At 66.2% G+C, this 21849-nt stretch carries 20 protein-coding genes and 2 tRNA genes; 14 read left to right on the forward strand and 8 right to left on the reverse strand.

Annotation, left to right across the window (positions count from 1 at the left end; translation table 11 throughout):
* The first annotated feature begins 12 nt into the window (after window positions 1-12).
* Complete coding sequence (locus tag ACNI65_RS18130; protein ID WP_416758445.1) at window positions 13-2226, forward strand: hypothetical protein; 2214 nt, start codon at window positions 13-15, stop codon at window positions 2224-2226.
* Between the two features lie 65 nt (window positions 2227-2291).
* Here the strand turns inward: ACNI65_RS18130 and ACNI65_RS18135 are convergent, their stop codons facing one another.
* Window positions 2292-2921, reverse strand: a complete 630-nt coding sequence (locus ACNI65_RS18135) for a hypothetical protein (protein WP_416758446.1) — start codon at window positions 2919-2921, stop codon at window positions 2292-2294.
* Between the two features lie 1143 nt (window positions 2922-4064).
* On the opposite strand from ACNI65_RS18135, the gene ACNI65_RS18140 reads away from it, so the two are divergent.
* A complete protein-coding gene (locus tag ACNI65_RS18140; RefSeq protein ID WP_416758447.1) occupies window positions 4065-4649 on the forward strand; it encodes an HAD domain-containing protein in 585 nt (194 codons plus the stop codon).
* 295 nt (window positions 4650-4944) lie between these two features.
* On the opposite strand, the gene ACNI65_RS18145 is transcribed toward ACNI65_RS18140, so the two are convergent.
* From ACNI65_RS18145 to hrcA, 4 genes are all read right to left on the reverse strand, one after another.
* A complete protein-coding gene (locus ACNI65_RS18145) occupies window positions 4945-6363 on the reverse strand; it encodes a tyrosine-type recombinase/integrase (protein ID WP_416758449.1) in 1419 nt (472 codons plus the stop codon).
* Window position 6364: 1 nt separating this feature from the next.
* Entirely contained in the window at window positions 6365-6664 is a 300-nt protein-coding gene (locus tag ACNI65_RS18150; protein ID WP_416758450.1) for a hypothetical protein, read from the reverse strand.
* A 31-nt stretch (window positions 6665-6695) separates the two neighbouring features.
* Window positions 6696-6772 (reverse strand) — tRNA-Ile (locus ACNI65_RS18155).
* A gap of 129 nt (window positions 6773-6901) precedes the next feature.
* On the reverse strand, window positions 6902-7915 hold the full coding sequence (hrcA, locus tag ACNI65_RS18160; protein ID WP_416758451.1) for a heat-inducible transcriptional repressor HrcA: 1014 nt from the start codon (window positions 7913-7915) through the stop codon (window positions 6902-6904).
* A gap of 81 nt (window positions 7916-7996) precedes the next feature.
* Here hrcA and ACNI65_RS18165 point away from each other — a divergent pair, with 81 nt between their 5' ends.
* The 3 genes from ACNI65_RS18165 to rapZ are packed head-to-tail and all read left to right on the forward strand — an operon-like array spanning window position 7997 to window position 11510.
* Window positions 7997-8872: an NAD kinase gene (locus ACNI65_RS18165; protein ID WP_416758452.1), complete on the forward strand. Its 876-nt coding sequence runs from the start codon at window positions 7997-7999 to the stop codon at window positions 8870-8872.
* On the forward strand, window positions 8872-10587 hold the full coding sequence (recN, locus tag ACNI65_RS18170) for a DNA repair protein RecN (RefSeq protein ID WP_416758453.1): 1716 nt from the start codon (window positions 8872-8874) through the stop codon (window positions 10585-10587). Before ACNI65_RS18165 ends, recN begins: the two co-directional genes overlap by 1 nt.
* Window positions 10584-11510, forward strand: a complete 927-nt coding sequence (gene rapZ, locus ACNI65_RS18175; protein WP_416758454.1) for an RNase adapter RapZ — start codon at window positions 10584-10586, stop codon at window positions 11508-11510. Before recN ends, rapZ begins: the two co-directional genes overlap by 4 nt.
* On the opposite strand, the gene ACNI65_RS18180 is transcribed toward rapZ, so the two are convergent.
* Window positions 11511-11876 carry a hypothetical protein gene (locus tag ACNI65_RS18180; protein ID WP_416758455.1) on the reverse strand — a complete coding sequence of 122 codons (366 nt, stop codon included), beginning with the start codon at window positions 11874-11876 and terminating at the stop codon, window positions 11511-11513.
* 195 nt (window positions 11877-12071) lie between these two features.
* Between ACNI65_RS18180 and ACNI65_RS18185 the strand changes: the two genes are divergently transcribed.
* The 3 genes from ACNI65_RS18185 (at window position 12072) to ACNI65_RS18195 (ending at window position 14276) form a co-directional block, all read left to right on the forward strand.
* A complete protein-coding gene (locus ACNI65_RS18185) occupies window positions 12072-13013 on the forward strand; it encodes a hypothetical protein (protein ID WP_416758457.1) in 942 nt (313 codons plus the stop codon).
* A gap of 87 nt (window positions 13014-13100) precedes the next feature.
* On the forward strand, window positions 13101-13931 hold the full coding sequence (locus ACNI65_RS18190; RefSeq protein WP_416758458.1) for a hypothetical protein: 831 nt from the start codon (window positions 13101-13103) through the stop codon (window positions 13929-13931).
* 12 nt (window positions 13932-13943) lie between these two features.
* Window positions 13944-14276, forward strand: a complete 333-nt coding sequence (locus ACNI65_RS18195; RefSeq protein ID WP_416758459.1) for a hypothetical protein — start codon at window positions 13944-13946, stop codon at window positions 14274-14276.
* Here the strand turns inward: ACNI65_RS18195 and mutY are convergent.
* Together mutY and mutM are read right to left on the reverse strand one after the other, a co-directional pair.
* Window positions 14273-15328 (reverse strand): A/G-specific adenine glycosylase, encoded by a 1056-nt coding sequence (gene mutY / locus ACNI65_RS18200; protein WP_416758460.1) that lies wholly within the window; start codon window positions 15326-15328, stop codon window positions 14273-14275. The genes ACNI65_RS18195 and mutY overlap by 4 nt on opposite strands.
* A gap of 10 nt (window positions 15329-15338) precedes the next feature.
* Window positions 15339-16160, reverse strand: a complete 822-nt coding sequence (gene mutM / locus ACNI65_RS18205; RefSeq protein ID WP_416758462.1) for a bifunctional DNA-formamidopyrimidine glycosylase/DNA-(apurinic or apyrimidinic site) lyase — start codon at window positions 16158-16160, stop codon at window positions 15339-15341.
* Window positions 16161-16252: 92 nt separating this feature from the next.
* On the opposite strand from mutM, the gene ACNI65_RS18210 reads away from it, so the two are divergent.
* The 6 genes from ACNI65_RS18210 to ACNI65_RS18235 all read left to right on the forward strand — a co-directional run bounded on the left by ACNI65_RS18210 (window position 16253) and on the right by ACNI65_RS18235 (window position 21762).
* Window positions 16253-18067, forward strand: a complete 1815-nt coding sequence (locus tag ACNI65_RS18210; protein ID WP_416758464.1) for a tetratricopeptide repeat protein — start codon at window positions 16253-16255, stop codon at window positions 18065-18067.
* Window positions 18067-18660 carry an outer membrane lipoprotein LolB gene (locus tag ACNI65_RS18215; protein WP_416758466.1) on the forward strand — a complete coding sequence of 198 codons (594 nt, stop codon included), beginning with the start codon at window positions 18067-18069 and terminating at the stop codon, window positions 18658-18660. Before ACNI65_RS18210 ends, ACNI65_RS18215 begins: the two co-directional genes overlap by 1 nt.
* 139 nt (window positions 18661-18799) lie before the next feature.
* The gene (gene ispE / locus ACNI65_RS18220) at window positions 18800-19882 is read left to right on the forward strand and encodes a 4-(cytidine 5'-diphospho)-2-C-methyl-D-erythritol kinase (RefSeq protein WP_416758468.1); all 1083 of its coding nucleotides are present in this window, start codon (window positions 18800-18802) and stop codon (window positions 19880-19882) included.
* Window positions 19883-19920: 38 nt separating this feature from the next.
* Window positions 19921-19997 (forward strand) — tRNA-Gln (locus ACNI65_RS18225).
* A gap of 67 nt (window positions 19998-20064) precedes the next feature.
* Window positions 20065-21027: a ribose-phosphate pyrophosphokinase gene (locus ACNI65_RS18230; protein WP_416758470.1), complete on the forward strand. Its 963-nt coding sequence runs from the start codon at window positions 20065-20067 to the stop codon at window positions 21025-21027.
* A gap of 117 nt (window positions 21028-21144) precedes the next feature.
* Window positions 21145-21762, forward strand: coding sequence for a 50S ribosomal protein L25/general stress protein Ctc (locus ACNI65_RS18235; protein ID WP_416758471.1), 618 nt, complete (start codon window positions 21145-21147; stop codon window positions 21760-21762).
* Window positions 21763-21849: the final 87 nt, after the last annotated feature.

Genomic DNA, 21849 nt, shown 5'->3' on the forward strand with positions numbered 1-21849 from the left:
GGGCTCGTCGCCTTGCTCGACCTCCCAAGACACACACCCGGCTGCACGCCGGGCAAGCGCCGTAACGGCGCTTCTTCTGAATTTCGTGAACCAAATTCGGATGAACGTTGCGTCGATGCATTACGCATCGACGGGGCCGCCGGGGTGTTTGCCGTTTTCCCTTCCTTCACGACGCCGTTATTGGCTGAGAAAAAGCAACTGTTTATGAGCATCACATCAAACCCTCATCCCACAGCGACCGACGCCGCCCCGGCGCCCGCTACAGCCACGCCGCTGACCTACGAGCAACTGCTGCACCATGGCTGCATGCTTGCCGCCCAGGAAGGCATGCAAGAACAGCAAGTCAAGAATCTGGCCTCCGCGTTGCGCCAGTGGATAGCTCGGCACGGATTTTCGACATCGCGACTTGTGGGCGATGACTTCGCGGGCAACTTTGACGAGCTGTTCCAGCGGCATTGCGACGACATCGCCGAGGACCTGGCACAACGCTCGCAACGCGACCGGCAAGAGCTGCTTCTGCGCTGGCGTCGCATTGCGAAGTTACTACGCCGACAGGACACCCTTCCACAGGACTTTGGGGCAGCGCTGGCGCAATGCCTCAAGGCCTCCTCGATGAGCATGGCAGCTTTGGCGCGAGAGGTCGGGCTGTCGCCCACGGCAATTCGCCACTGGATTGCTGGCAAAGGCTGGCCGATTGGCAGCACCCTTCAACATGTCGCCAAGATTGAGATGGTGCTTGAGCTGCCCGTCGGAGCATTGACGAGCCGAGTGCCTCTGGCGCGGAGGACACGCTACGAGCGCGGCGTGGTCAAACGAGACGGGACCACCTCGTTCACAAAGACCGTCCGTAAGCAGCGCTCAGCTTTCCGTCGCCGGACAGTGCCATATGCCGGCCGAATCCGCGACCAATGGCAACGGCTCGGTCGCTTCAAGACGGATTCATTTCGTGAAGGCGCGCGGGCCCACAACACTTGGCGATTGAAGCCAATAGAGCGCTCAAGCTCGGACATTACCGCCCCGATGCTCGTTGACGGACAAATCTGCATCACTTCAGGAGTGCAGTGGCTAGCCACGTCTCCATTCATCGGTTGGCTTGCCACGCCAGCGCCCAACGGCCTAGACATGCCGCTCGAATCGGCCGACACCTTGGCGTGGCTGAGCCATTCTGAGTATGTCATTCAGTACGCACGTTGGATGATTCGTCGCTCTGACAACAAGTTCCACAACGGGGTAAATGTCTTCCTGCAGTACGTAGAGAGTCATCTTCGCGCCGGCTCAGGTTTCGTCTGGATGAACAGTGACTTGCAGTCGACATTACCTGAAGACCTCTATCTGCAGCTGACAGCGGGCATCGAGACCAGCGGCGTGCAGGCCCGTTGGCGAGAGCATTGCGAGTTGGCCCGCAAGAAAATTCAAGACTTTCGAAACAAAGCCATCGACCAGATGGGCGTCCGACGCTCGCGCGACCCCGTGGAGCGAGCGTCGGCCGTGCTCAACGATGAGTTTCCCCTCCGCAAGCTCGTCGATTTCGTTGAACGGCTCGAGCGGTCGATGCCACCACCCGCCCATGCGCGGGACTACCGAGCTTGGCTGAGGAACGTCGTACTGTGCCGGATGCTTATCAGCAACCCCATCCGCGTTGGTCAATACGCTGCGATGACCTACCGCGCAGACGGTATGGGAAACCTGATACGCGTGGCACCAGGTCGGTATCGCATGTGCTTCGAGCCCTCCGATTTCAAGAACGAGAAGGGTGCCGCGAAAGAGCGCTACGACGTGGAGGTCCCGATGGACGTCGGCAAGTGGATTGACCGTTACCTCACGGAGGCCCGCCCCTACCTGCCGGATGCTGAAGTCTCGGACCGCTTCTTTCTCATGGCCGTAAAAGGTAACAGGAAACAGAAGGCGCATCTGGCAGCTGATGGCCTCGAGGCTGACGCTGGCCCAACGGGACAAGCGCTGTACACATGCTTCAAGATTCTCACCTCGAAGTACTGTGATGATTGCCCCGGTTTCGGCCCGCACACCGTGCGACATGCCATCGCAACGGACCATCTGCGGCGCCACCCTGGCGACTACCTGACCGTCGCAAAGCTGTTGCACGACAAGTTGGAAACCGTGCTCAAGAACTACTCGCACTTGAGGGTTCAGGATGGGCTTCGCGTGCTCCACGCCGGCATCGCGCAAGCCAGCCACGACTTGGCTGCCGCTCGCGGAAAAGTCTGAGGAGTTCCGCCTGGACGAATGGAGGAGGCCCCGCTCGCGCGGGGCCCTTTTTCAATTAGGTAACGTCAATGCCGATGCGCCGGGCCCCAGAATCCGTCGCCCACATGAGCTGCCAGCTCGTCGGGTATGACCAACGAGGCAGAAGCTCTGCTGGCAGGTGCGCCGGTGGTAGCAAGTTGCACAGCCAAAGACCAAAACTCGAAGGCACGTTCTCGAGGGTCTCCCTCAAGAGGAAGCACCAGCGAGTCAAGCCTCTCCCGGTGAAGAGATTCCAACGGTGCGATGGCCACAAGGCCATCGCCGTCCACCTGACCATCTCCAAGCCACAACGCCAGCGGGTCGCCTCGTCGCAACGACTCGACCCACGCAGCGGCGCGGATACCCACCAGCGGAACGCAGAAATGATGCCGCCAGTTTCCGAGGTCAAGCGCCGCGACCAGTACCGCGCAGCCCGAGGCGGACGGCATCAGTTGAACGTAGGAGGTCGCGCGCCGACCTGCTGCCATTTCCTTATGGAACTCCGCCGGCGGCATGGCGCCGCAGATAAGCCACTCAGCGGGCGCTACGCCGCGCTGTTCATACATCTCTTTGACCGCGCGCGGCGCCAGCATTTCGCCGACGACGAGACGATGCTCACTCTCCAGCTCGTGCATACGGGCAGCCAAAGTCTCCCCATCGAAAGATTGCTTCTTCATGATGTCCAAATTGACGCGTCAACATCGACGCATCATGTGTAGACAACAGCGAAAAATCAGGCTTGGCTGCATGCAGCAGCGCTGATATGCACCGGTGCATAAACCGCAACCGTGCCCGGCGAAAGCGTTCTGTCGCGACATTCAACCTGACGCGCTCAGCACCTTGGCTCTCTTGAGAATTTCCACCCGGACTTCCTATGGCAGCAGTGGTGCGAGCGGCGACGCCTGCCTGAGTTGCTGGCCTTCCTCCGTCAGGGAAGTCGCCGCATCCCAGTCTCGGGCATCAATGATTTGCCGCCAGCGCTCTTCGAGCTATCTACTGTTGACGTCCTGACGCAGCGCCCACCGGTCCAACGTCTCCATGAGGCGGCTTGCCAGGGACGGCTCGGCCCGAAGCAACCGAACGGCTGCTTGATGGAGCAAAAAGCTTTGTAGGTCCTGTTCTGCGTAGCGGGGCATCACAAGCTCTTATTGATGGGGTCGAGGGGCATGGTGCCCTGCCGCTCTGCCGCCCGGTCAAGGAATTCTCAGAATCAACATCCGCCTGTAGCGGTCACATGATGCAAAGACCATTGGCCGTACAAAGGTCGATTTCTCTTCTTTTACGGCCAATGCGAGTTGGCCCAGTGCGCTCCAAATCGAACGGCTTGCTGCCTATGCACCGGTGCATAAACTCGCTGCGAACTTGGCGGACCACGTGGCCACTCAACACTTCGCCCACAGCCGGATAAACGCTCCCGCTAGACGAGTTCCCCACCAACTCGGGAACTCCCATGATTGAAAGCCTCAATTTCCTGTCAAAGGAAGACATTTGCCGACTCCTCGCCATCTCTCCACGAGGTCTTGGCGACATGGTCTCGGAGAAGAGATTTCCACGACCACTTCGCATTGGAAAGCGCTGCATGTGGACGGAGGAGGCGGTGACCAAATGGCGCCAGGAACTTGGCGACAAGCAGACCAGTGACGCCGCATTTAGACGGCGCTCCTGAGCGAAAGGAGAGCGGGCCCGCAGTCCGTCCGAAGGACTTGCGGGAGGCGTCGCGAGGCACCTGCACAGTAGCTGCAGCTCGGAAATACTGACTGAACGAGTCGGAGTCCAAGGCTGCTGGAACAGCATTGCGGGCTTGCGGATAGCCTATTCAGATGACCACGCAGCCAGCCCCTAGCAATGTCATCCGCCCGACGCTGTTCCTCGACATCGACGACACGCTATGCCTGAACAGCCCGCTCACCGGCCACGATGCTCTCCTGGCACTTCGGGCGACTGCAACCGACGCCGAAGCTCCGGGGCAGTCCGAATTTTGGTCAAGCTTGTTCCATCGCCTATCCGTCGATGTTCTGGAGTGCGTAATGCGAGAACACCGACCCCGTGTGGTCATTACGAGCAGTTGGCTGCTCCACTTCGACGACCAGATGCTGAAAGCCGTGTTCCACCGAACCGGGCTCAGCTCCGTTGCCGAGAGCTTTCACGACCATTGGGATGCCCAGCAAGACCGCGGAATGACTCGCCTAGAAGCCATCACACGATGGCTAGAGAACCATCACCGCGGCGAGCCCATAGCAATCATTGACGACATTGAAAGCGGGACGGGTCTACGCGGCTCGCACATGGACAGAGCAGGCTGCGTCATTCTTTGCGAACCCAATGTCGGACTTCACGCGCAGCACGTGTCGGCAATCAACACAGCGTTCGGTGCAGCTCATCGCTTTCGAGCGGCCAGTCGCTGAGACGAAATGCGTCGTTCGTCGGTTTATGCACCGGTGCATAGATGCAGCCGGCCCCCTCATCAGTCTGACGGAGTTCTTCGATACGGGCGGCCAAGGCGTGACCGCCCCTCGTCTCAGCTTTCACCGTTCCCCTTTAGTTATCCGCAGGGCCAAGCCCCTGCAACGCGCTGCGTCTCCAAACGAAGAGGGGCTGCTCGCAAACGAAGCAGCCCCTCCCTCTCAGTCACTGCATCGGGGCGCGCTGCGCCGGCAGGTGAAGTGGTGCACCTCGCCCACCTTCCCAGCAATGTCAGCCTCAGCTCTCTGCCAACTTCGGCTCCAGCTCGGGCTCAGCGTCACCGTGCTGTTGCCGAGCCCGCCGTGCTTTCGCTGCCATCAGATTGATGACTTCGAACTGCGGCTTCAATGACGAGTTCTCGGGCTGCGACTCGGTCTTGCCATCCGCGCCCGATGTGTCGGTCGCCATCTTCATGCGATGCCCCAACGAAGGAGCGCTCATCGACCCCATGACATCGACCACTTCATCGACCTGCCGGTTGACATACCGCCTCAGCATGGCGAGCGACTTGTGCCCGGTAACCAGCTGGAGCATGAAGATGTCGCCATGGAACAGCTTTGCGTAGAACGTCGCCGACGTGTGTCGAAGGTCGTGGATGGTGAGATTGCTGACCTTCGCATCGGCACACAGTCGCTTCCAAGCCGAGTTGACCTGACCATCCGTCAGTCCAAAAATCTTCTCTGTCGGCTCCCCGGGTCCCATTTCTTGCAGCACCTCAATGGCCACCGGCGAGAGCGGCACGGGCCGCTTCCCACCTTTGGAATCAGGCAGGTTCAGGACGCGGCGCTCCCAATCCACGTCGCACCAACACGCGGTGGTAGTTGACTCCCCTTTCCTCATCGCCGTTTCGATGGAGAAGACCACGAAGCTCTTGAACTTCGTGTTTCTGAGCTTCGTCATCTCCGCAGCAATCCGCATCGATTCGTCTGCGCTCATCACGCGTTCGCGACCAGCACCGGTAGGCCAGTCAATCGCAAGTGCTGGGTTCTCCTCCAGCCTCCACTTCCAGACGCGCATGGCGTGGGAGAACATGCCGCTCAGAATCGCAACCTCCTGTCGTTGCGTGTTCGCGGCATAACCATCCTTGGACATCAGGCTGAAGAGGTCCTCAAAGTGATGCGGGCTGATGTCCGCAACGTTCATGCCTGCCATGACGGTCCGATGCTTCTGCGCCGCGCGTCCCTGTTGCTCGATGCGCTGCTTTCGGTCCGCAAATGCCTTCTGACGCGCGGCTTTGAAAAGCTCGGTCGGCTCTTCTTCGACGATGTCGAACAGAACGTTCTCGACCTTCTGTTGTTCGGCGGCCAGCTTGCCGTCTGCGTCCTTGCCGAAGACGCGCCCACCTGTCTTCTTCACTGCCTTCAAGGGAAGAAGCCCTGCAGCAACCCGGTACTTGTTCACCTTGGTCAAGACCTGCGGACACCCTTTCTGCTTGCACGTGACAGCCTTGACGTAATCCGTCAGTGCTTCGGCCAGGGTCGTGTGATGCGGCCCAAGGCCCTTCATCTTGGGCGATTGGCGCATCGCGCTTTCGCGCTCAACGGCCCAATCTTTCGCCTCCTGCTTGGTCCGGAATCCGCCTTCGGTCACCTCCGGGCGGCCACTGAGCCGAATGCGGACAGTCCATCCGCACTTCTTCTTGACGTAGGTCGCCATGTCAGTGCACCCCCACCAGATAAACACCGATAGGGAGACTGTTCAGGTGCGCGTCAGCGCAAAACAGGACGGGGGGTCGTTGGAGTTTGCCGCTTTCGGCGCGGCGTTCGTTGACGGTCATAAAAATCACTTCTTGTTGACGCCGGCATCCGGCGAGAAGTGAAGTCCCCAGATTTATTTCGCGCCGGTTTTCTTGAAAAACCTGCGCGCCAAACCTGGGCGTCGATGACCTGACCGCCATTTCTCTGTCCCAAAACTGTCCCAGGACGTGTTTTGAAGCAGAAACAGCAAGGGCCTGCATACGCAAACCCTTGATTCGCAAACATAATTTTTGGTAGGCCGTGCTGGACTTGAACCAGCGACCAAAGGATTATGAGTCCTCTGCTCTAACCAACTGAGCTAACGGCCCACGGGGGTAATGCGTGCTTGCGAACCCTGGCGGGTTCACGGCTCCGGCCTTGCACCGGAGGCGCGGATTGTATGCGTGCTTGTCGGCCTTGCTCGGCAGGCTGATGCGGGCGCGCTCACGCCGGCACCTTCACTTCTGCGACAACGCGTTGGTCACCATCCGCGACGTGATGTCCACGATCTCGATCATCCGGTCGTACGCCATGCGCGTCGGACCGATCACGCCCAGCGTCCCGACCACCTCGCCATCGACCTCGTACGGCGCCGACACGATCGACAGCTCCTCCACCGGCACCACCTGGCTCTCCCCGCCGATGTAGATCCGCACCCCCTCCGCGCGCTCCGACACGTCCAGCAGGCGCATCAGCTGCGTCTTCTGCTCGAACAGGTCGAACATGCGCCGCAGGCTGCCCATGTCGTGGCTGAAGTCCTGCACCGTCAGCAGGTTGCGCTCGCCGGAAATGATCATCGGCTCGTGCTCCTGCAGCCCCTGATGACCCACATCCACCGCCGCGCTCATCAGCTTGGCGATCTCCCCGCGCAGCTGATCCACCTCGGTCCTCAAGCGGTCCCGCACCACGTCCAGGCTCAGCCCCGAGTAATGCGCGTTCAGCCGGTTGCTCGCCTCCGTCAGGTCCGACTGCGTCAGGTCCTGGGCCGTGAACACCAGCCGGTTCTGCACATCCCCGTCCGGCGACACCATGATCACCAGCACCCGCCGGTCGCCCAGCCGAAGGAACTCGATGTGGTGGAACACCGCCGTCTTGCGCGGCGACGTCACCACCCCCACGAAACTCGACAGGCTGCTCAGCAGATGCGCCGCGCTCGCGATCACGCGCTGCGGCTGGTCGGGCAGCAACTGGCTCTCGAAACTGCCCGCCTCGCGCGACATGCCCGGCTTGGCGGTCAGCAAGGTGTCCACGAACAGGCGGTAGCCGCGCGCCGTCGGAATCCGTCCGGCGCTCGTGTGCGGGCTCGCGATCAGACCCAGTTCCTCCAGGTCCGCCATCACGTTGCGGATCGTCGCCGGGCTCAGCTCCAGCCCCGACGCCTTGGACAGCGTGCGCGACCCCACGGGCTGGCCGTCAGCGATGTACCGCTCCACCAGAGCCTTCAGCAGTAATTTCGCGCGGTCGTCGAGCATGCTTTTCATTCTAAAGAACCCGGCCCGGCCCCCTCGGCCCAGCCCCGGCCCCGCCACATCGCTGTGGTGTAATTCCACGCTATGTCCAAGCGCTTCCGCCACGTGGCCATCGTCGGAAAACCCCAGGCTCGGGGAATCCGGCCCATCCTGGAAGAGATTGCCGATTTTGTCGCCTCCCAGGGATTGGATGTTTCCCTCGAACAGGAAACCGCCGACAGCACCGGCATCACCGCCTTCCCCGCTCTCTCCCACGCCGAGCTCGGCACCCAGTGCGACCTCGCCATCGTCGTGGGCGGCGACGGCACCATGCTCGGCTTCGCCCGCCAGGTCGCCCGCTACGGCCTCCCGCTCGTGGGCATCAACCAGGGCCGCCTCGGTTTCATCACCGACATCTCCGCGGACCAGTTCCGCGAAGCCCTCGTCCCCATCCTCGCCGGTGACTTCGAGATCGAGCACCGCTCCCTGCTCGAAGGCGCCGTCTTCCGCGACGGTGAACAGATCTTCTCCGGCGTCGCCCTGAACGACGTCGTCGTCTCCCGCGGCGCCACCGCCGCCATGGTCGAGCTGCGCGTGGACGTCGGCGACGAGTTCGTCGCCAACATGCGCGCCGACGGCGTCATCGTGGGCACCCCCACCGGCTCCACCGCCTACGCGCTGTCCGCCGGCGGACCCATCCTCCATCCCGGCATCGCCGGCTGGGTCCTCCTGCCCATCGCGTCCCACGCGCTGTCCAACCGGCCCATCGTCCTGCCCGACAGCGGCGAGGTCCGCCTCACCATCGTCGCCGGCCGCGACGCCTCGGTGAACTTCGACATGCAGTCGCTGGCCTCGCTGCTGCACGGCGACTGCATCACCGTGCGCCGCTCGCTGCACCGCGCCCCCTTCCTCCACCCCCGCGGCTGGTCCTACTACGCCACGCTGCGACGCAAGCTCCGCTGGAACGAAGGCAACACCTGATGCTCCGCCGCCTCAGCCTCAAGGACTTCGTCATCGTCCCGGCCCTCGAGCTGGACTTCGCCTCGGGCTTCTCCGCCCTCACCGGTGAGACCGGCGCCGGCAAGTCCATCCTGATCGACGCTCTCCAGCTCGCGCTCGGCTCGCGCGGCGATGCCGCCGTCGTGCGCGAGGGCGCCGCCCGCGCCGAGATCTCCGCCGAGTTCGACCGCCCCGCCGCCCTCGCCGCCTGGCTCGAGGAAGCCGGCTTCGAATCCTCGGTCAACGGCGCCGACGACCTGCTCCTGCTGCGCCGCGTGATCGACGCGCAGGGCAAGAGCCGCGCGTGGATCAACGGCGGCACCGCCACCGTCGCCCAGTTGCGCGAGCTCGCCGAGCACCTGCTCGACATCCACGGCCAGCACGCCTGGCAAGGCCTGACCCGCCCGGCGAGCGTGCGCGAGCTGCTCGACACCTTCGCCCAGATCGAGTCCAGGCCCGTCGCCGCCGCCTTCGCCGACTGGCGCCAGGCCAGCGAGGCCCTCGCCGTCGCCCAATCGAAACAGGCCGACCTCGCCCGCGAGCACGAACGCCTGAGCTGGCAGATCGGCGAGGTCGACCGCCTCGGCCCCGACGCCGACGAGTGGGACGAGCTCAACGCCGAGCACCAGCGCCTGTCGCACGCGCAGTCGCTGATGGACGCCGCCCGCGGCGCGCTCGAGCGCATCGCCGAGGCCGAGATCAACGCGGAGGCGCTCACCGACGAGGCGCTGTCCGCGCTGCAGGATGTGCTCGGCTACGACGCCGGGCTGCAGGACACGGTCAACGCGCTGCTGGGCGCGCAGGCGCAGCTGCAGGACGCCGCCCACAGCCTGGGCTCCTACCTGAACGCCGCGGACCTCGATCCCGACCGGCTGCAGCAGCTCGACGAGCGGCTGTCCGCCTGGATCACGCTGGCGCGCCGTTACCGCCGCCAGCCCGCCGAGCTGCCCGCGCTGCTCGCGGAATGGAAGGCCGAGCTCCAGCAGCTCGACGCCGCCACCGACCTCGACGCGCTGCAGGCCCGGGTGGCCGCCGCGCTCAAGAGCTATCAGAAGGAAGCGAAGGCCGTCAGCACCGCGCGCGCCAAGGCCGCGCCGCTGCTGTCCACCGCCGTGTCGCAGGCGATGCAGCAGCTGGGCATGTCCGGCGGCCGCTTCGAGGTCGCCCTGCTGCCGCAGGACGAGCCGCAGGGCTTCGGCCTGGAGTCCGCCGAATTCCTCGTGGCCGGTCACGCCGGCAGCACACCGCGTCCGCTGGCCAAGGTCGCCTCGGGCGGTGAGCTCTCGCGCATCGCGCTGGCCATCGCCGTCACGACGAGTCAGCGCAACAGCGGCGCCGGCACGCTGATCTTCGACGAGATCGACGCCGGTGTCGGCGGCGCGGTCGCCGAGACCGTCGGCCGCCTGATGAAGCAGCTCGGTCAGCGCGTGCAGGTCCTGGCGGTCACGCACCTGCCGCAGGTCGCCGCCTGCGCCGATCAGCATTTCCTCGTGGCCAAGGCGCTCAAGGACGGCAAGACGAATTCCGACGTGCGCCCCATCGCCGGCGAGGCCCGCACCGCCGAGATCGCCCGCATGCTCGGCGGCGAGCGGCTGTCGTCGACCTCGCTCGCCCACGCACAGGAAATGCTCGATCTGTCCGCCAGAGCCGTTCCGGCCGCTCCCCCAACCGCGCCCGCGAGGAAGGTCAAGCCATGAGCGCGCCCCATACCGCGCCCGTGCCCGCGCCGCTCGCCACGCCCACCGCCAACTCGCCGCGCGGCGAGGTGGTGCTCGTCACCGGCATGTCCGGCGGCGGCAAGTCCATCGCGATGCACGCGCTGGAGGATGCCGGCTTCTTCTGCGTGGACAACCTGCCGCCCGAGCTGTTGCCGCAGTTCCTGGACCTGGAGCGCGAGCGCGGCTGGCGCCGCGTCGCCATCGCCGTGGACGTGCGCAGCGCGGGCTCGCTGCCGCAGCTGCTGTCACACATCAAGACGATGCGCCAGGAGGGCGTCACGCTGCGCTCGGTGTTCCTGGACGCTGACGACGACACGCTGCTCCGCCGCTTCTCCGAGACCCGCCGCCCGCATCCGCTGCGCGTGGGCAACGCGGACGGCGACACGCACCGTGCGCTGCAGGAGGCCATCGCGCTGGAGCGCGAACTGCTCACGCCGCTGCGCATGGAGTCCACGGTCATCGACAGCTCGCAGCTGCGGCCGGCGCAACTGCGCGGCTGGCTGCGCGACCTGGTGCAGGTCAGCGGCGCGTCACTGACGCTGGTCTTCGAGTCCTTCGCGTTCAAGCACGGCGTGCCCAGCGACGCGGATTTCGTCTTCGACGTGCGGGTGCTGCCCAATCCGTATTACGACCGCGAGCTGCGCCCGTTGACCGGACGTGACGAGCCGGTCGCCGCCTATCTGGAAGGTCAGCCCGAGGTGCGGCTGATGCTCAGCCAGATCGGCGCGTTCATCGCGCAGTGGCTGCCCAACTTCGCGCAGGACCAGCGCAGCTACCTGACGGTGGCGATCGGCTGCACGGGCGGTCAGCACCGCTCGGTCTATCTGGTCGAGACGCTGGCCCGGCAGTTCGCCTTCCACGGCCAGGTGCTCAAGCGACACCGCGAGCTCGACGCCCGTTGATCAAGCCGCCCGTTCCGCGCCATCGTCCTGCGCATGCTGCTCCATGTCCTGGACCTGGTTGAACAGCAGGATCCCCAGCACCACCGACGCGAACGGCATCAGCACGACCATCAGGATCAGCCAGAGCACGACGTTGCGCTGCGCGCGCTTGAGCGCGATCCCCATGTAGGCGAAGTGGGCGCAGAGCCCGGCGAACAGCCCCAGCCCGAACATCGTCAGCTTGGCGGGGTCACCCTCACCGGGCACCTGCGTCTCGCTGATCAGGAACCACAGGCACACGCCACTGGCGAGCACGGCGAGGAAGGCCGATTCCAGGGCGCTCTTGAGCGCCGCGGCACGGCCGGGCTTGACGACGGTCGACGACATGATGTCCCTGGGATGCAATGAGCGCGCGAGGGGCTGAGGACGCCCCCTTCTGGCGATCGCGCGAGCATACCGGAGCGCCCGGGGATTTCCTCCAGGGACATGCCCCGTGGCGCCAGGGATTCCTGATGGACCGATGAACCCCGATCACGCGACCCCGACTAACACCGCCGTCCCTCAGCCTGGAAAGGTGTTCGCATGTTCGTCCAACTCACGCCATCGCCTGTCATCCACCGGTCCTGTGCCGACGTGGCGCGCGCGCCGCTGCCCGAGGCCTTGAGCGCCAGGCAGGGCCACCTTGCCGCCTGCGAGAGCGAGCAACGGGAACTCTCACGCTTGCGCACCGCGCTGGACGGGATCGGCCGCCAGGCCCGGCTGAGCGGACCGGACTTCGCCGAGGCCCACGGCTGGGCCGACAGCGCGCAGACGCACCTGGACCGTGCCCGCCGGGCCATCGAGGCGGAAGAGTTCGAGGACATGCCGGCGCATGTGGCCACCATCCGATTCCGCATGAACCTGCTGCGCAACTTCCTCGTACGCGCCGGTGCGCTCGATCGCGCCGAAACGGCGCCCGACGCAGGCAGCCCGCGTCTGACGGACCATTTCTCCGCACCCGCGCGCGAGGCCGGTTCCGAGCCGCCCTCGGCACGCGCGGGCAAGCACAAGGTGACGCCCGCGCAGTTCCTGCGGTCCGGCATCGTCCGCATCGCGCATGCGATGACGTGCGTGCCGCAGCTCGTGAGGCGCCACGCGCCCGGCCAGATCCAGCGCGAGAAGATCGGCAAGATGATGGAGCGGGACCTCGCCCTCATGCCCTTGCGCGAAGAACTGAGGCAGCTCGAGCTGGATCTGACGCTCGCCGATCTGAGAACGAGCCTGATCCTGGGCGTGTCGGGGCAGGCTGATCGAAGGACCTGGGCCCGCCAGACCTTGGGGCCCCTGCTCGCGGACGCTCAGCGCGCGGCGGCGGAGGGCTCGCGAGCGCTCAAGAGCAGCCGGCATCCGCAGAAGGACATCGAGGCCTCGATCGCCACCATCCGATCCGATCTGACCTCCTTCAACACCGCCCTCGAGACCAGGGACCTGAGCAGCATGAACTTCGGATTCCTGAATCGCCCCTGTCCGACGCCGTCGGCCTGAGCGGTTACCGGAATCCGGCGGAACCACGAGAGGAGGCGCGCGACTGACCGGCCTTCTCCGGTTTCTCAGGCGTCTGCTGCCCTCGACATGCCCGCTCTGTCCCCCTGCTGTTCGGTTGCCGCGATCAATACGTCGGTCGACCACGACCTCGCCCCCGCACTCCCCGCCCGCCCGTCGCGCTTCGCGAACACGGCCGCCGAGGTCGACCTCTTCGCGCACCGCCGCCTGCTGATCGGCAACCTCGCCCGGCTCGTCGACGATCATCTGAAGGACCTGGACCCCCGCTCCGTCCTGGCTCGCGATGTCCAGAGGCTGCGCGACAGCGATGGCCGAGTCCTGTCCGAGCGGCTCGACTTCACCGCGCCGCTCGGCGACCTGATCGACGTCGCCGCGCGCGCCATCGCCTGTGCGCGGCAGACGCTGCGACTCGACGAGGTCAACACCTTCCTCCTGCGGCAAGAGTGGCGCCAGCCTCTTCCGGCCAGCGAGCAAGTCATCGTGTCTCACGAGCTGAAGCACGCGCGGACCGCGCTCGCCTTGGGCGATGCCAAAGAAGCGGCCCAGTGTTTTCGCCGCATCGAGCGCATCCGGATCCAGGCCCTGGGCTGCGATGCAGACCCGCTGCCCGCGCTGCCCGCGCTGTCCTCCACCGCGCCCGCCGACAGGCCGTCGCCCATCCCGCCGCGCCGGCTCCGGTCGATCGAGCCCTCGGAGCCCCGGTCTGTCGCGAGCGGCCGTGCGCCCCGGTCCGACCTTGTCTACGGCGAGGCCGCGGACATGGATGCGTCCATGAAGCAGAAGTTCCTCGGCGGCCTCAACCGTATCGGCCAGGCCGTCCGGTCCATCCCGCACGGCCTGCGCACCCACTTGTCGCCGGCCCACCTCCAGCGCGCCAGGATCGACCGGGCCATCGATTAGGAGATCCCGCTCGTGCCGATGCGCGAGGAGCTCAAGCTGCTGAAAGCGGACATCCATTGCGCCGGCGTCTACCGCGGGGAGCTGCTCGCCCAGTTGGGGCAGCCAGAGGGTCAAACCATGTGGGCGCGCCACACGCTGGGCGCGCTCCTGCGGGAATCCCGGCAGGCGCTGGCCAGCGCCGACCAGGCGATGGCCACCGGCCGAACGCCGGAGTCCAGCGCTCGACTTTCGATCGAGCAGATCCGTCGCAAGTTGACCGCCTTCAAGGCGGATTGCGACTTCGCGTCGCTGGCCGTGCCGGATTTCGCCTTCCTCTCGCGGCCGTGGCCACGGGCCAGCGTCTAGTCGAGCAGCTTCTTCAGCGGCGCTGGCAGCGCATAGTCGCCCAGCCGCTCGCGCGGGACCCAGACACCCTCGCCGGCCGGACGGGTCTCGCGCGCCAGCACCGCGCGGCGCGGATGCAGCAGCCAGTCGAAGTGCGTCAGCACGTGCTTCACCCGCGGCAGCGTCTCTGGCGCCGCCACGCCCAGCGCGGCGCTCTGCGCCGTCAGCGCCGCCTCGTCGTCGAACAGCGGCAGCGTCCACAAGCCGCCCCAGACGCCTTCGGCCGGCCGCTGCTGCAGCCAGATGCGGCCCTCGTGCTCCAGCCACAACCACCAGTTCTCCCGCTGGCCGCGCTTGAGCTTCTTCGTCTTGATCGGGTAACGCGTCGGATCGCCCTCGGCCAGGCCCGCGCACAGCGTGCTCACCGGGCACAGCAGGCATTGCGGGCTGCGCGTCGCGCACAGGCTCGCGCCCAGATCCATCATCCCCTGCGTGTAGGCCGGCATGTCCGCCGCCGACGCCGGCAGCAGCGCCTCCGCCTGGCGCCACAGGCGCTTCTCCTGCGCCGCCGAGGCCAGATCCCCGTCGAAGGCCAGCAGCCGGCCCAGCACACGCTTGACGTTGCCGTCCAGGATGGCGACCCGCTCGTCGAAGCAGAACGACGAGATCGCCGCGGCGGTCGATCGGCCGATGCCCGGCAGGGTCTCGAGCAGCTCCGCGCTGCGCGGGAACGCACCACCATGCAGCTCGACCACCGCCTGCGCGCACTTGTGCAGGTTGCGGGCCCGGCTGTAATAGCCCAGCCCGGCCCAGGCGGCCATGACCTCCTCGTTGGGCGCGGCGGCCAGCGCGGCCACGTCGGGGAAGCGCTCCAGGAAGCGCTTGTAGTAGCCCAGCACCGTGGTGACCTGCGTCTGCTGCAGCATGATCTCCGACAGCCACACGCGATACGGGTCGCGCGTGTTCTGCCAGGGCAGGTCGTGCCGGCCATCGCGGCGCTGCCACGCGAGCAGCCTGGGCGCGAAGTCCTCGCGCACCGCGGCCACGCGGGCCGCCAGTTCCTCGTCGCTCATCGCTCTTGGGTCATCTCTTCTGGCAAGTGGGGCAATAGAAGGTCGAACGCTGGCCCTGCACGATGCGCCGGATCACGCTGCCGCAGCCGCGGCACAACTGGCCCTCGCGGCCGTACACGCGCGCCTGCATCTGGAAGCTGCCGGCCACGCCATGCGCGTCCTTGAAGTCGCGCAGCGTGCTGCCGCCGGCCTCCAGCGCCTCGCCCAGCACCTGGCGCAGCGCCGCGGCGAGCCTGGCGGCACGCGGCCGGCTGAGCTTGCCCGCGGCCACGCGGGGATCCACGCCAGCCAGGAACAGCGCCTCGCACGCGTAGATGTTGCCCGCGCCGACCACGACATCGCCGGCCAGGATGGCCTGCTTCACCGCGACGCGGCGGCCGCGGAAACCGTCATGCAGGTGGGGGCCGTGGAACTCGATGTCGAAGGGCTCCAGGCCGATGCGCGACAGCAGCTTGGCCGCGGGTTCCGCGTCCAGCGCGTCGGACCACACCACGGCGCCGAAGCGCCGCGGATCGGTCAGCCGCAGGACGCCGCGATCGGTGATCAGCTCGAAGTGGTCGTGCGGCCCGGGCGCCGGAGGATCTTCACGGAACGCCAAGGACCCGGACATGCCCAGGTGCATCAGCAGGCCGCCGCCCTCCTCGCCGATCGGCAGCCACAGGTACTTGCCGCGGCGCAGCGTCTGACCGACGCGGCGTCCGATGAGCCGGTCGGGGCTCACGCCCAGCGGCCAGCGCAGCGGTTTGCCCAGCCGCAGGTCCAGCACGCGGGCGCCCTCGATGGCCGAGGCAAAACTTCGACGTGTAACTTCAACTTCCGGTAACTCGGGCATCCCGGGATCATAGGCGCGCGGCCTTTCCAGCTTCCCTAGAATGGTCCGCCACTTGCCCCGCAAGCGGATCCGCCCAGTTCAGGAGTCTCCTCATGCCCGCCCTCGTGCGCCACCGCTGGTGGCTCGTCGCTGCCCTCGCCCTGAGCTGCGCCTCCCACGCCCAGACCCTACCGCCCGCCGGTACCGCGCCGGCCGCCGCCGATGCCCCCGCGCCGGCCGCCTCCGAGCCCGTGGTCAATTCCGAGCTCGACGCGCCGATGTTCTATCAGGTGCTCATCGGCGAGCTGGAGCTTCAGGGCGGCGAACCCGGTGTCGCCTATCAGGTGCTGCTGGACGCCGCGCGCCGCAGCAACGACGAGGAGCTCTTCCGCCGCGTCGTGCAGATCGCGCTGCAGTCGCGCGCCGGTGACCAGGCCGCCATCGCCGCCCGCACCTGGCGCGAGGCCATCCCCACCTCGCTCGAGGCTCATCGCACGCAGATCCAGCTGCTGGCGCTGCTGAACCGCCCGGGCGAGATCCCGCCGGTGATGCGCTCGCTGCTAGCGCTGACGCCGCCCGACAACCGCGGCGCGCTGATCGCGGCGATCCCGGCGCTGTTCCAGCGCGCACCCGAACCGGCGCGCGTCCAGGACGCCTTCGAGCCGCTGCTGCGCGAGACCGCCGCCCGGCCCGAGACCCGTTTCGCCTCGCTGCTCGTGCTGGGGCAACTCGCGCAGAACGCCGGCCGGTATGAGACCGCGCTGATCCACGTGCGCACCGCCGCCAAGGAATTCCCCGGCCGCGAGGAACCGCTGCTGATGGCGCTGGAGCTGCTGCCCCGCCGCCCGGAGGCCGAGGCGCTGATCACCGCCGAGCTCCAGGCCAAGCCCGACCGCCAGTCGCTGCGCCTGGCCTATGCCCGCGCGCTCGCCCGCGCCCAGCGTCCCGGCGACGCGGCGCGCGAGTTCCGGCTGCTGACGCAGGAATCGCCGACGGAGGCGTCGAACTGGCTGGCGCTGGGCTCGCTGGAGCTCGACCTGCAGCATCCCGACGCCGCCGAGGACGCGCTGCAGCGCTACCTGAAGCTGGTCGACAAGACCGGCGAGCCGACGCTGGCCGATCGCGCGATCGCCGCCGCCGGTCTGGACAAGGGCGAGAACGAAGCCCGCCTTCAGGGCCAGCTGTTGCTGGCGCAGGCCGCGGAGATGCGCGGGGACCTGAAGACCGCCGAGAAGCGCCTGGCCGGCATCGAGGCCGCGCCGGGCAACCTCGACATCGCCTACCGCCGCGCGTCGCTGCTGGCGCGTCAAGGCAAGCTGGCCGAGGGCCGCAAGCTGCTGCAGCAACTGCCCGCGGACCGCGAGCAGGACCGCCGGGCCCGCGTGCTGGCTGAGTCCCAGCTACTGCGCGAGAACCGACAGTGGCAGGCCGCCTATGACCTGCTGGCGCAGGCCGTGAAGCAGTCGCCCGAGGACGCGGACCTGATCTACGAGCAATCGATGATGGCCGAGAAGCTGGGCCGGGCGCAGGAGATGGAGACGCTGCTGCAGAAGGTCATCGCGCTCAAGCCGCAGCATTACCACGCGTACAACGCGCTCGGTTACTCGCTGGCCGATCGCAACGAACGGCTGCAGGAAGCGCGCGATTTGATCTCCAAGGCGCTGAGCTTCGCGCCGGGCGAGCCCTTCATCGTCGACAGCATGGGCTGGGTGGAGTTCCGCCTGGGCCGCCTGGGCGAGGCCGAACGGCTGCTGCGCCAGGCCTATGGCTCGCGTCCGGATGCCGAGATCGCCGCCCACCTGGGCGAGGTGCTCTGGGCGGCCGGCCAGCAGGACGAGGCCCGCCGCGTCTTCGCCGATGCCGCCCGGCGCGATCCGCGCAACGAGGCGCTGCAGTCGGTGATGCAACGCCTGCAGGTCCGCCCCTGATGCGGCGGCGGCAGTTCCACTCGGGCGCGCTGGCCGCGCTGGCGGCCCTGACGGGCGTGGCGCTCGGCGGATGCAGTTCGCTGTCCCGGACCCCGGAGGCCGAGGCGGCGGCGCTGGCCAGCGCGGGACGGTTGACCGGCCGGCTCGGGCTGATCGTGCCGCCGGGCGCCGGCGGTCAGCCGCGCGGCCAGAACGTCACCGCCAACTTCGAGTTGCTGGGCGACCCGCGCCGCGGCCAGCTCGAGATGAGCACCCCGATGGGCAGCCTGGTCGCCCGTGTCACCTGGCAGCCGGGCTCGGCCTGGGTGAAGACGCCCGACGGCGACCGCGCCTATGACGACATCGATGCGCTGACGCAGGAGCTGCTCGGCGAGCCGCTGCCGCTGCAGGCGCTGTTCGACTGGCTGCGCGGCCGGCCCTGGCCGCAGGCGCCGTCGCGTCCGGACGGCGAGACGGGCTTCCAGCAACTGGGCTGGCAGGTCGACCTGCGCCGTTTCGGTGATCAGCTGATCTCGGCCCAACGACTCAATCCCCAGGGGCCGCAACCGCTGGCGACGCTGCGCTTGAAACTCGACGCGCCCGCCGCGCCTTGATATCCCCTCGATCACCCGGGGTATTTTTGCGCAGTATTCACGCCGAGAATCCGGGATAGCCGTTAGTCGCACAGACGGCCTTTCCAAAGCCTTTTGATACTCGGCGGCATACTGCGCCTCCCCCAGGTCCACGACGTCCATGACTGCCCTCTCCACCGCAGCCCCGCTCAAGGCGCTCTACGACGTGCCGGCGCCGGCCAAGCTCAACCTCTTCCTGCACGTGGTGGGCAAGCGCCCGGACGGTTATCACCTGCTGCAGTCGCTGTTCGTGCTGATCGACTGGGCGGACACGCTGCACTTCGAGCGCCGCGCCGACGGCGCGCTGCACCGCCACGATCGCGGCGACGCCCTGCCCCCGGACGACCTGTGCCTGCGCGCGGCACGGGCGCTGCAGCAGGCCAGCGGCTGCGGCTTCGGGGCGGACATCCACATCGACAAGCGCCTGCCTGCAGGCGCGGGGATGGGTGGGGGCTCCTCGGACGCGGCCAGCACGCTGCTGGCGCTGAACCGGCTGTGGGGGCTGAACTGGTCGCGGGAGCGCCTGCTGCCGATCGCGCTGACGCTGGGGGCGGACGTGCCGTTCTTCGTCGGCGGACGCAACGCCTTCATCGAGGGCATCGGCGAGCGCATGACGCCGATCGAGGTGCCGGAACTGCGTCTGGCGGTGGTGAAACCGGCCATGAGCATCGGCACCAAGGAAATTTTTTCGAGCCCCCTGTTGCAAAGGTCAGAAAGCGTGGCTATAGTAGCGGGCTTTCCTGCAGCGAACGACACACGCAGCGAAGACGGCCTCGAAAGGGGTTTTCAGAGCAACGAAATCGATCGCTCGGGTGAACGCAAAGGCAGTATCTGCCGCGATCACCAAACGCAAGAAATACCCGTGTACCGGTTGTACGAGGGTTGGGGCAGAAATGATCTGCAACCTCCCGCGGAAGCTGCGAGTCACGAAGTATCGACAGCGCTTGAATGGTTGCAGGCCCGCTACGAAAATTCTCGTATGACGGGTTCAGGTAGCGCAGTTTTTGCTATAGTTCAGCCCTCGCGAATTGATGAGCAAACAGCTGATCGAAACGCGAAGCAGGAAATAGACACGGTCACCGGCCTGGAGAGCAATCTCAAGGCGACACCAGAAGGCGGGTTCCAGGAACTCCCGGATGGTTGGGTCGGAAGGATGTGTCGCAGTCTGTCGGTTCACCCCTTGCGGGGCTGGGCAGAAGACTGAAGGTTGTAGGGTGCTGTTCCTCGAACAGTGTCCGGTGTAGGGGAGTCGCCAAGTTGGTCAAGGCATCGGATTTTGATTCCGACATGCGAGGGTTCGAGTCCTTCCTCCCCTGCCAAATTCTCAGTTTCAATCCGGGACCCGCTGGGTTGGCCACCGGGCCATAAGTCTAAGGATGGCCCGTCGTGCTGCTCAATACCGTCCTCTTCACGGGTAACGCTAACCCGACCCTCTCCAAGGAAATCGCCACGCATCTGGGCCTCGAGCTCGGCAAGGCTGTGGTTGGTCGTTTTTCCGATGGCGAGGTGGCCGTTGAAATCCAGCAGAACGTCCGCGCCCGCGACGTCTTCATCGTCCAGCCCACCTGCGCGCCGACGAACGAGAACCTGATGGAACTGCTGATCATGGTCGATGCGATGAAGCGCGCCAGCGCGCGCCGCATCACCGCCGTGATCCCCTACTTCGGATATGCCCGCCAGGACCGCCGCCCGCGTTCGACGCGCGTGCCGATCTCGGCCAAGGTCGTGGCCAACCTGCTGGAGACCGTCGGCGTCGAGCGCGTCCTGACGATGGACCTGCACGCGGACCAGATCCAGGGCTTCTTCGACATTCCCGTCGACAACATCTACGCCTCGCCGGTGCTGCTGTCGGACCTGAAGGCCCGCAACTACAGCGACCTGGTGGTGGTCAGCCCTGACGTCGGCGGCGTGGTGCGCGCCCGCGCGCTGGCCAAGCAGCTGGGTTGCGACCTGGCGATCATCGACAAGCGCCGTCCGGCCGCCAACGTCTCCGAAGTGATGCATGTCATCGGCGAGATCGATGGCCGCAACTGCGTGATCATGGACGACATGATCGACACGGCCGGCACGCTGGTGAAGGCGGCCGAGGTCCTGAAGGACCGCGGCGCCAAGAGCGTCTTCGCGTACTGCACGCACCCGATCCTGTCGGGCCCGGCGATCGAGCGCATCGCGGGTTCGCATCTGGACGAAGTCGTCATCAGCAACACGATCCCGTTGTCGGAGGCCGCCAAGGCCTGCGGCAAGATCCGTCAGCTGTCGGTCGCATTCCTGTTCGCCGAGACCATCCGCCGCATTTCGGACGGTGAATCGGTGACCTCCCTGTTCAGCGAGCAGAACAACAACTTCTGATCGCGTCCTGAGTTCGGCCGCTGTTCGCGAGGACAGCGGCCGTTTCGCGAAGGTGCCTGGTCGCGGGGCCTTCCACCGGTGCGTCAATGGTGTCGCACCGTCCATTTGGAGATTGATATGAAATTCGTCGCTTTTGAGCGCAAGCTGCAGGGGACCGGAGCGAGCCGCCGCCTGCGTTTCGCTGGCAAGGTTCCTGGCATCGTCTACGGTGCGGGCGAGCCGTCCGTGATCGAGCTGGATCACAACGCGCTGTTCCACGCCATGAAGAAGGAAGCTTTCCACAGCTCCATCCTCGACATGGAACTGGACGGCAAGACCACGCAAGTGCTGCTGCGTGACTTCCAGATGCACCCCTACAAGCAGCAAGTGCTGCACGTGGACTTCCAGCGCGTTGACGCGACGACGAAGATCACGAAGAAGGTGCCGCTGCACTTCGTGGGCGAAGCCGAATCGCCGGCCGTGAAGACCGACAAGGGCACCGTGAACCACGTGCTGACCCAGCTGGAAATCACCTGCCTGGCGCAACAGCTGCCCGAGTTCATCGAAGTCGACCTGAGCGGTCTGACGCTGGGTCACTCGATCCACGTGAACGACCTGAAGCTGGCTGACCACATCAAGGTCGTCACGCACGGCAAGCCGAACCCGGTCATCGCGACCCCGGTGGCCGCTGTGGTCGAAGAGATCGTCGTGGCTGCCGCTCCGGCCGCTGACGACAAGAAGAAGAAGAAGAAGTAATTTTTCTTCCTTCGCGGCGGATGCGCACCTGACGAGGCGCGTGTCCATCGCCCAGAAGAAGGCCCCGCTCGCGGGGCCTTCTTCATT

Origin of the sequence: Roseateles sp. So40a (genome assembly GCF_048081605.1) — a bacterium.
GTDB lineage: Bacteria > Pseudomonadota > Gammaproteobacteria > Burkholderiales > Burkholderiaceae_C > Roseateles.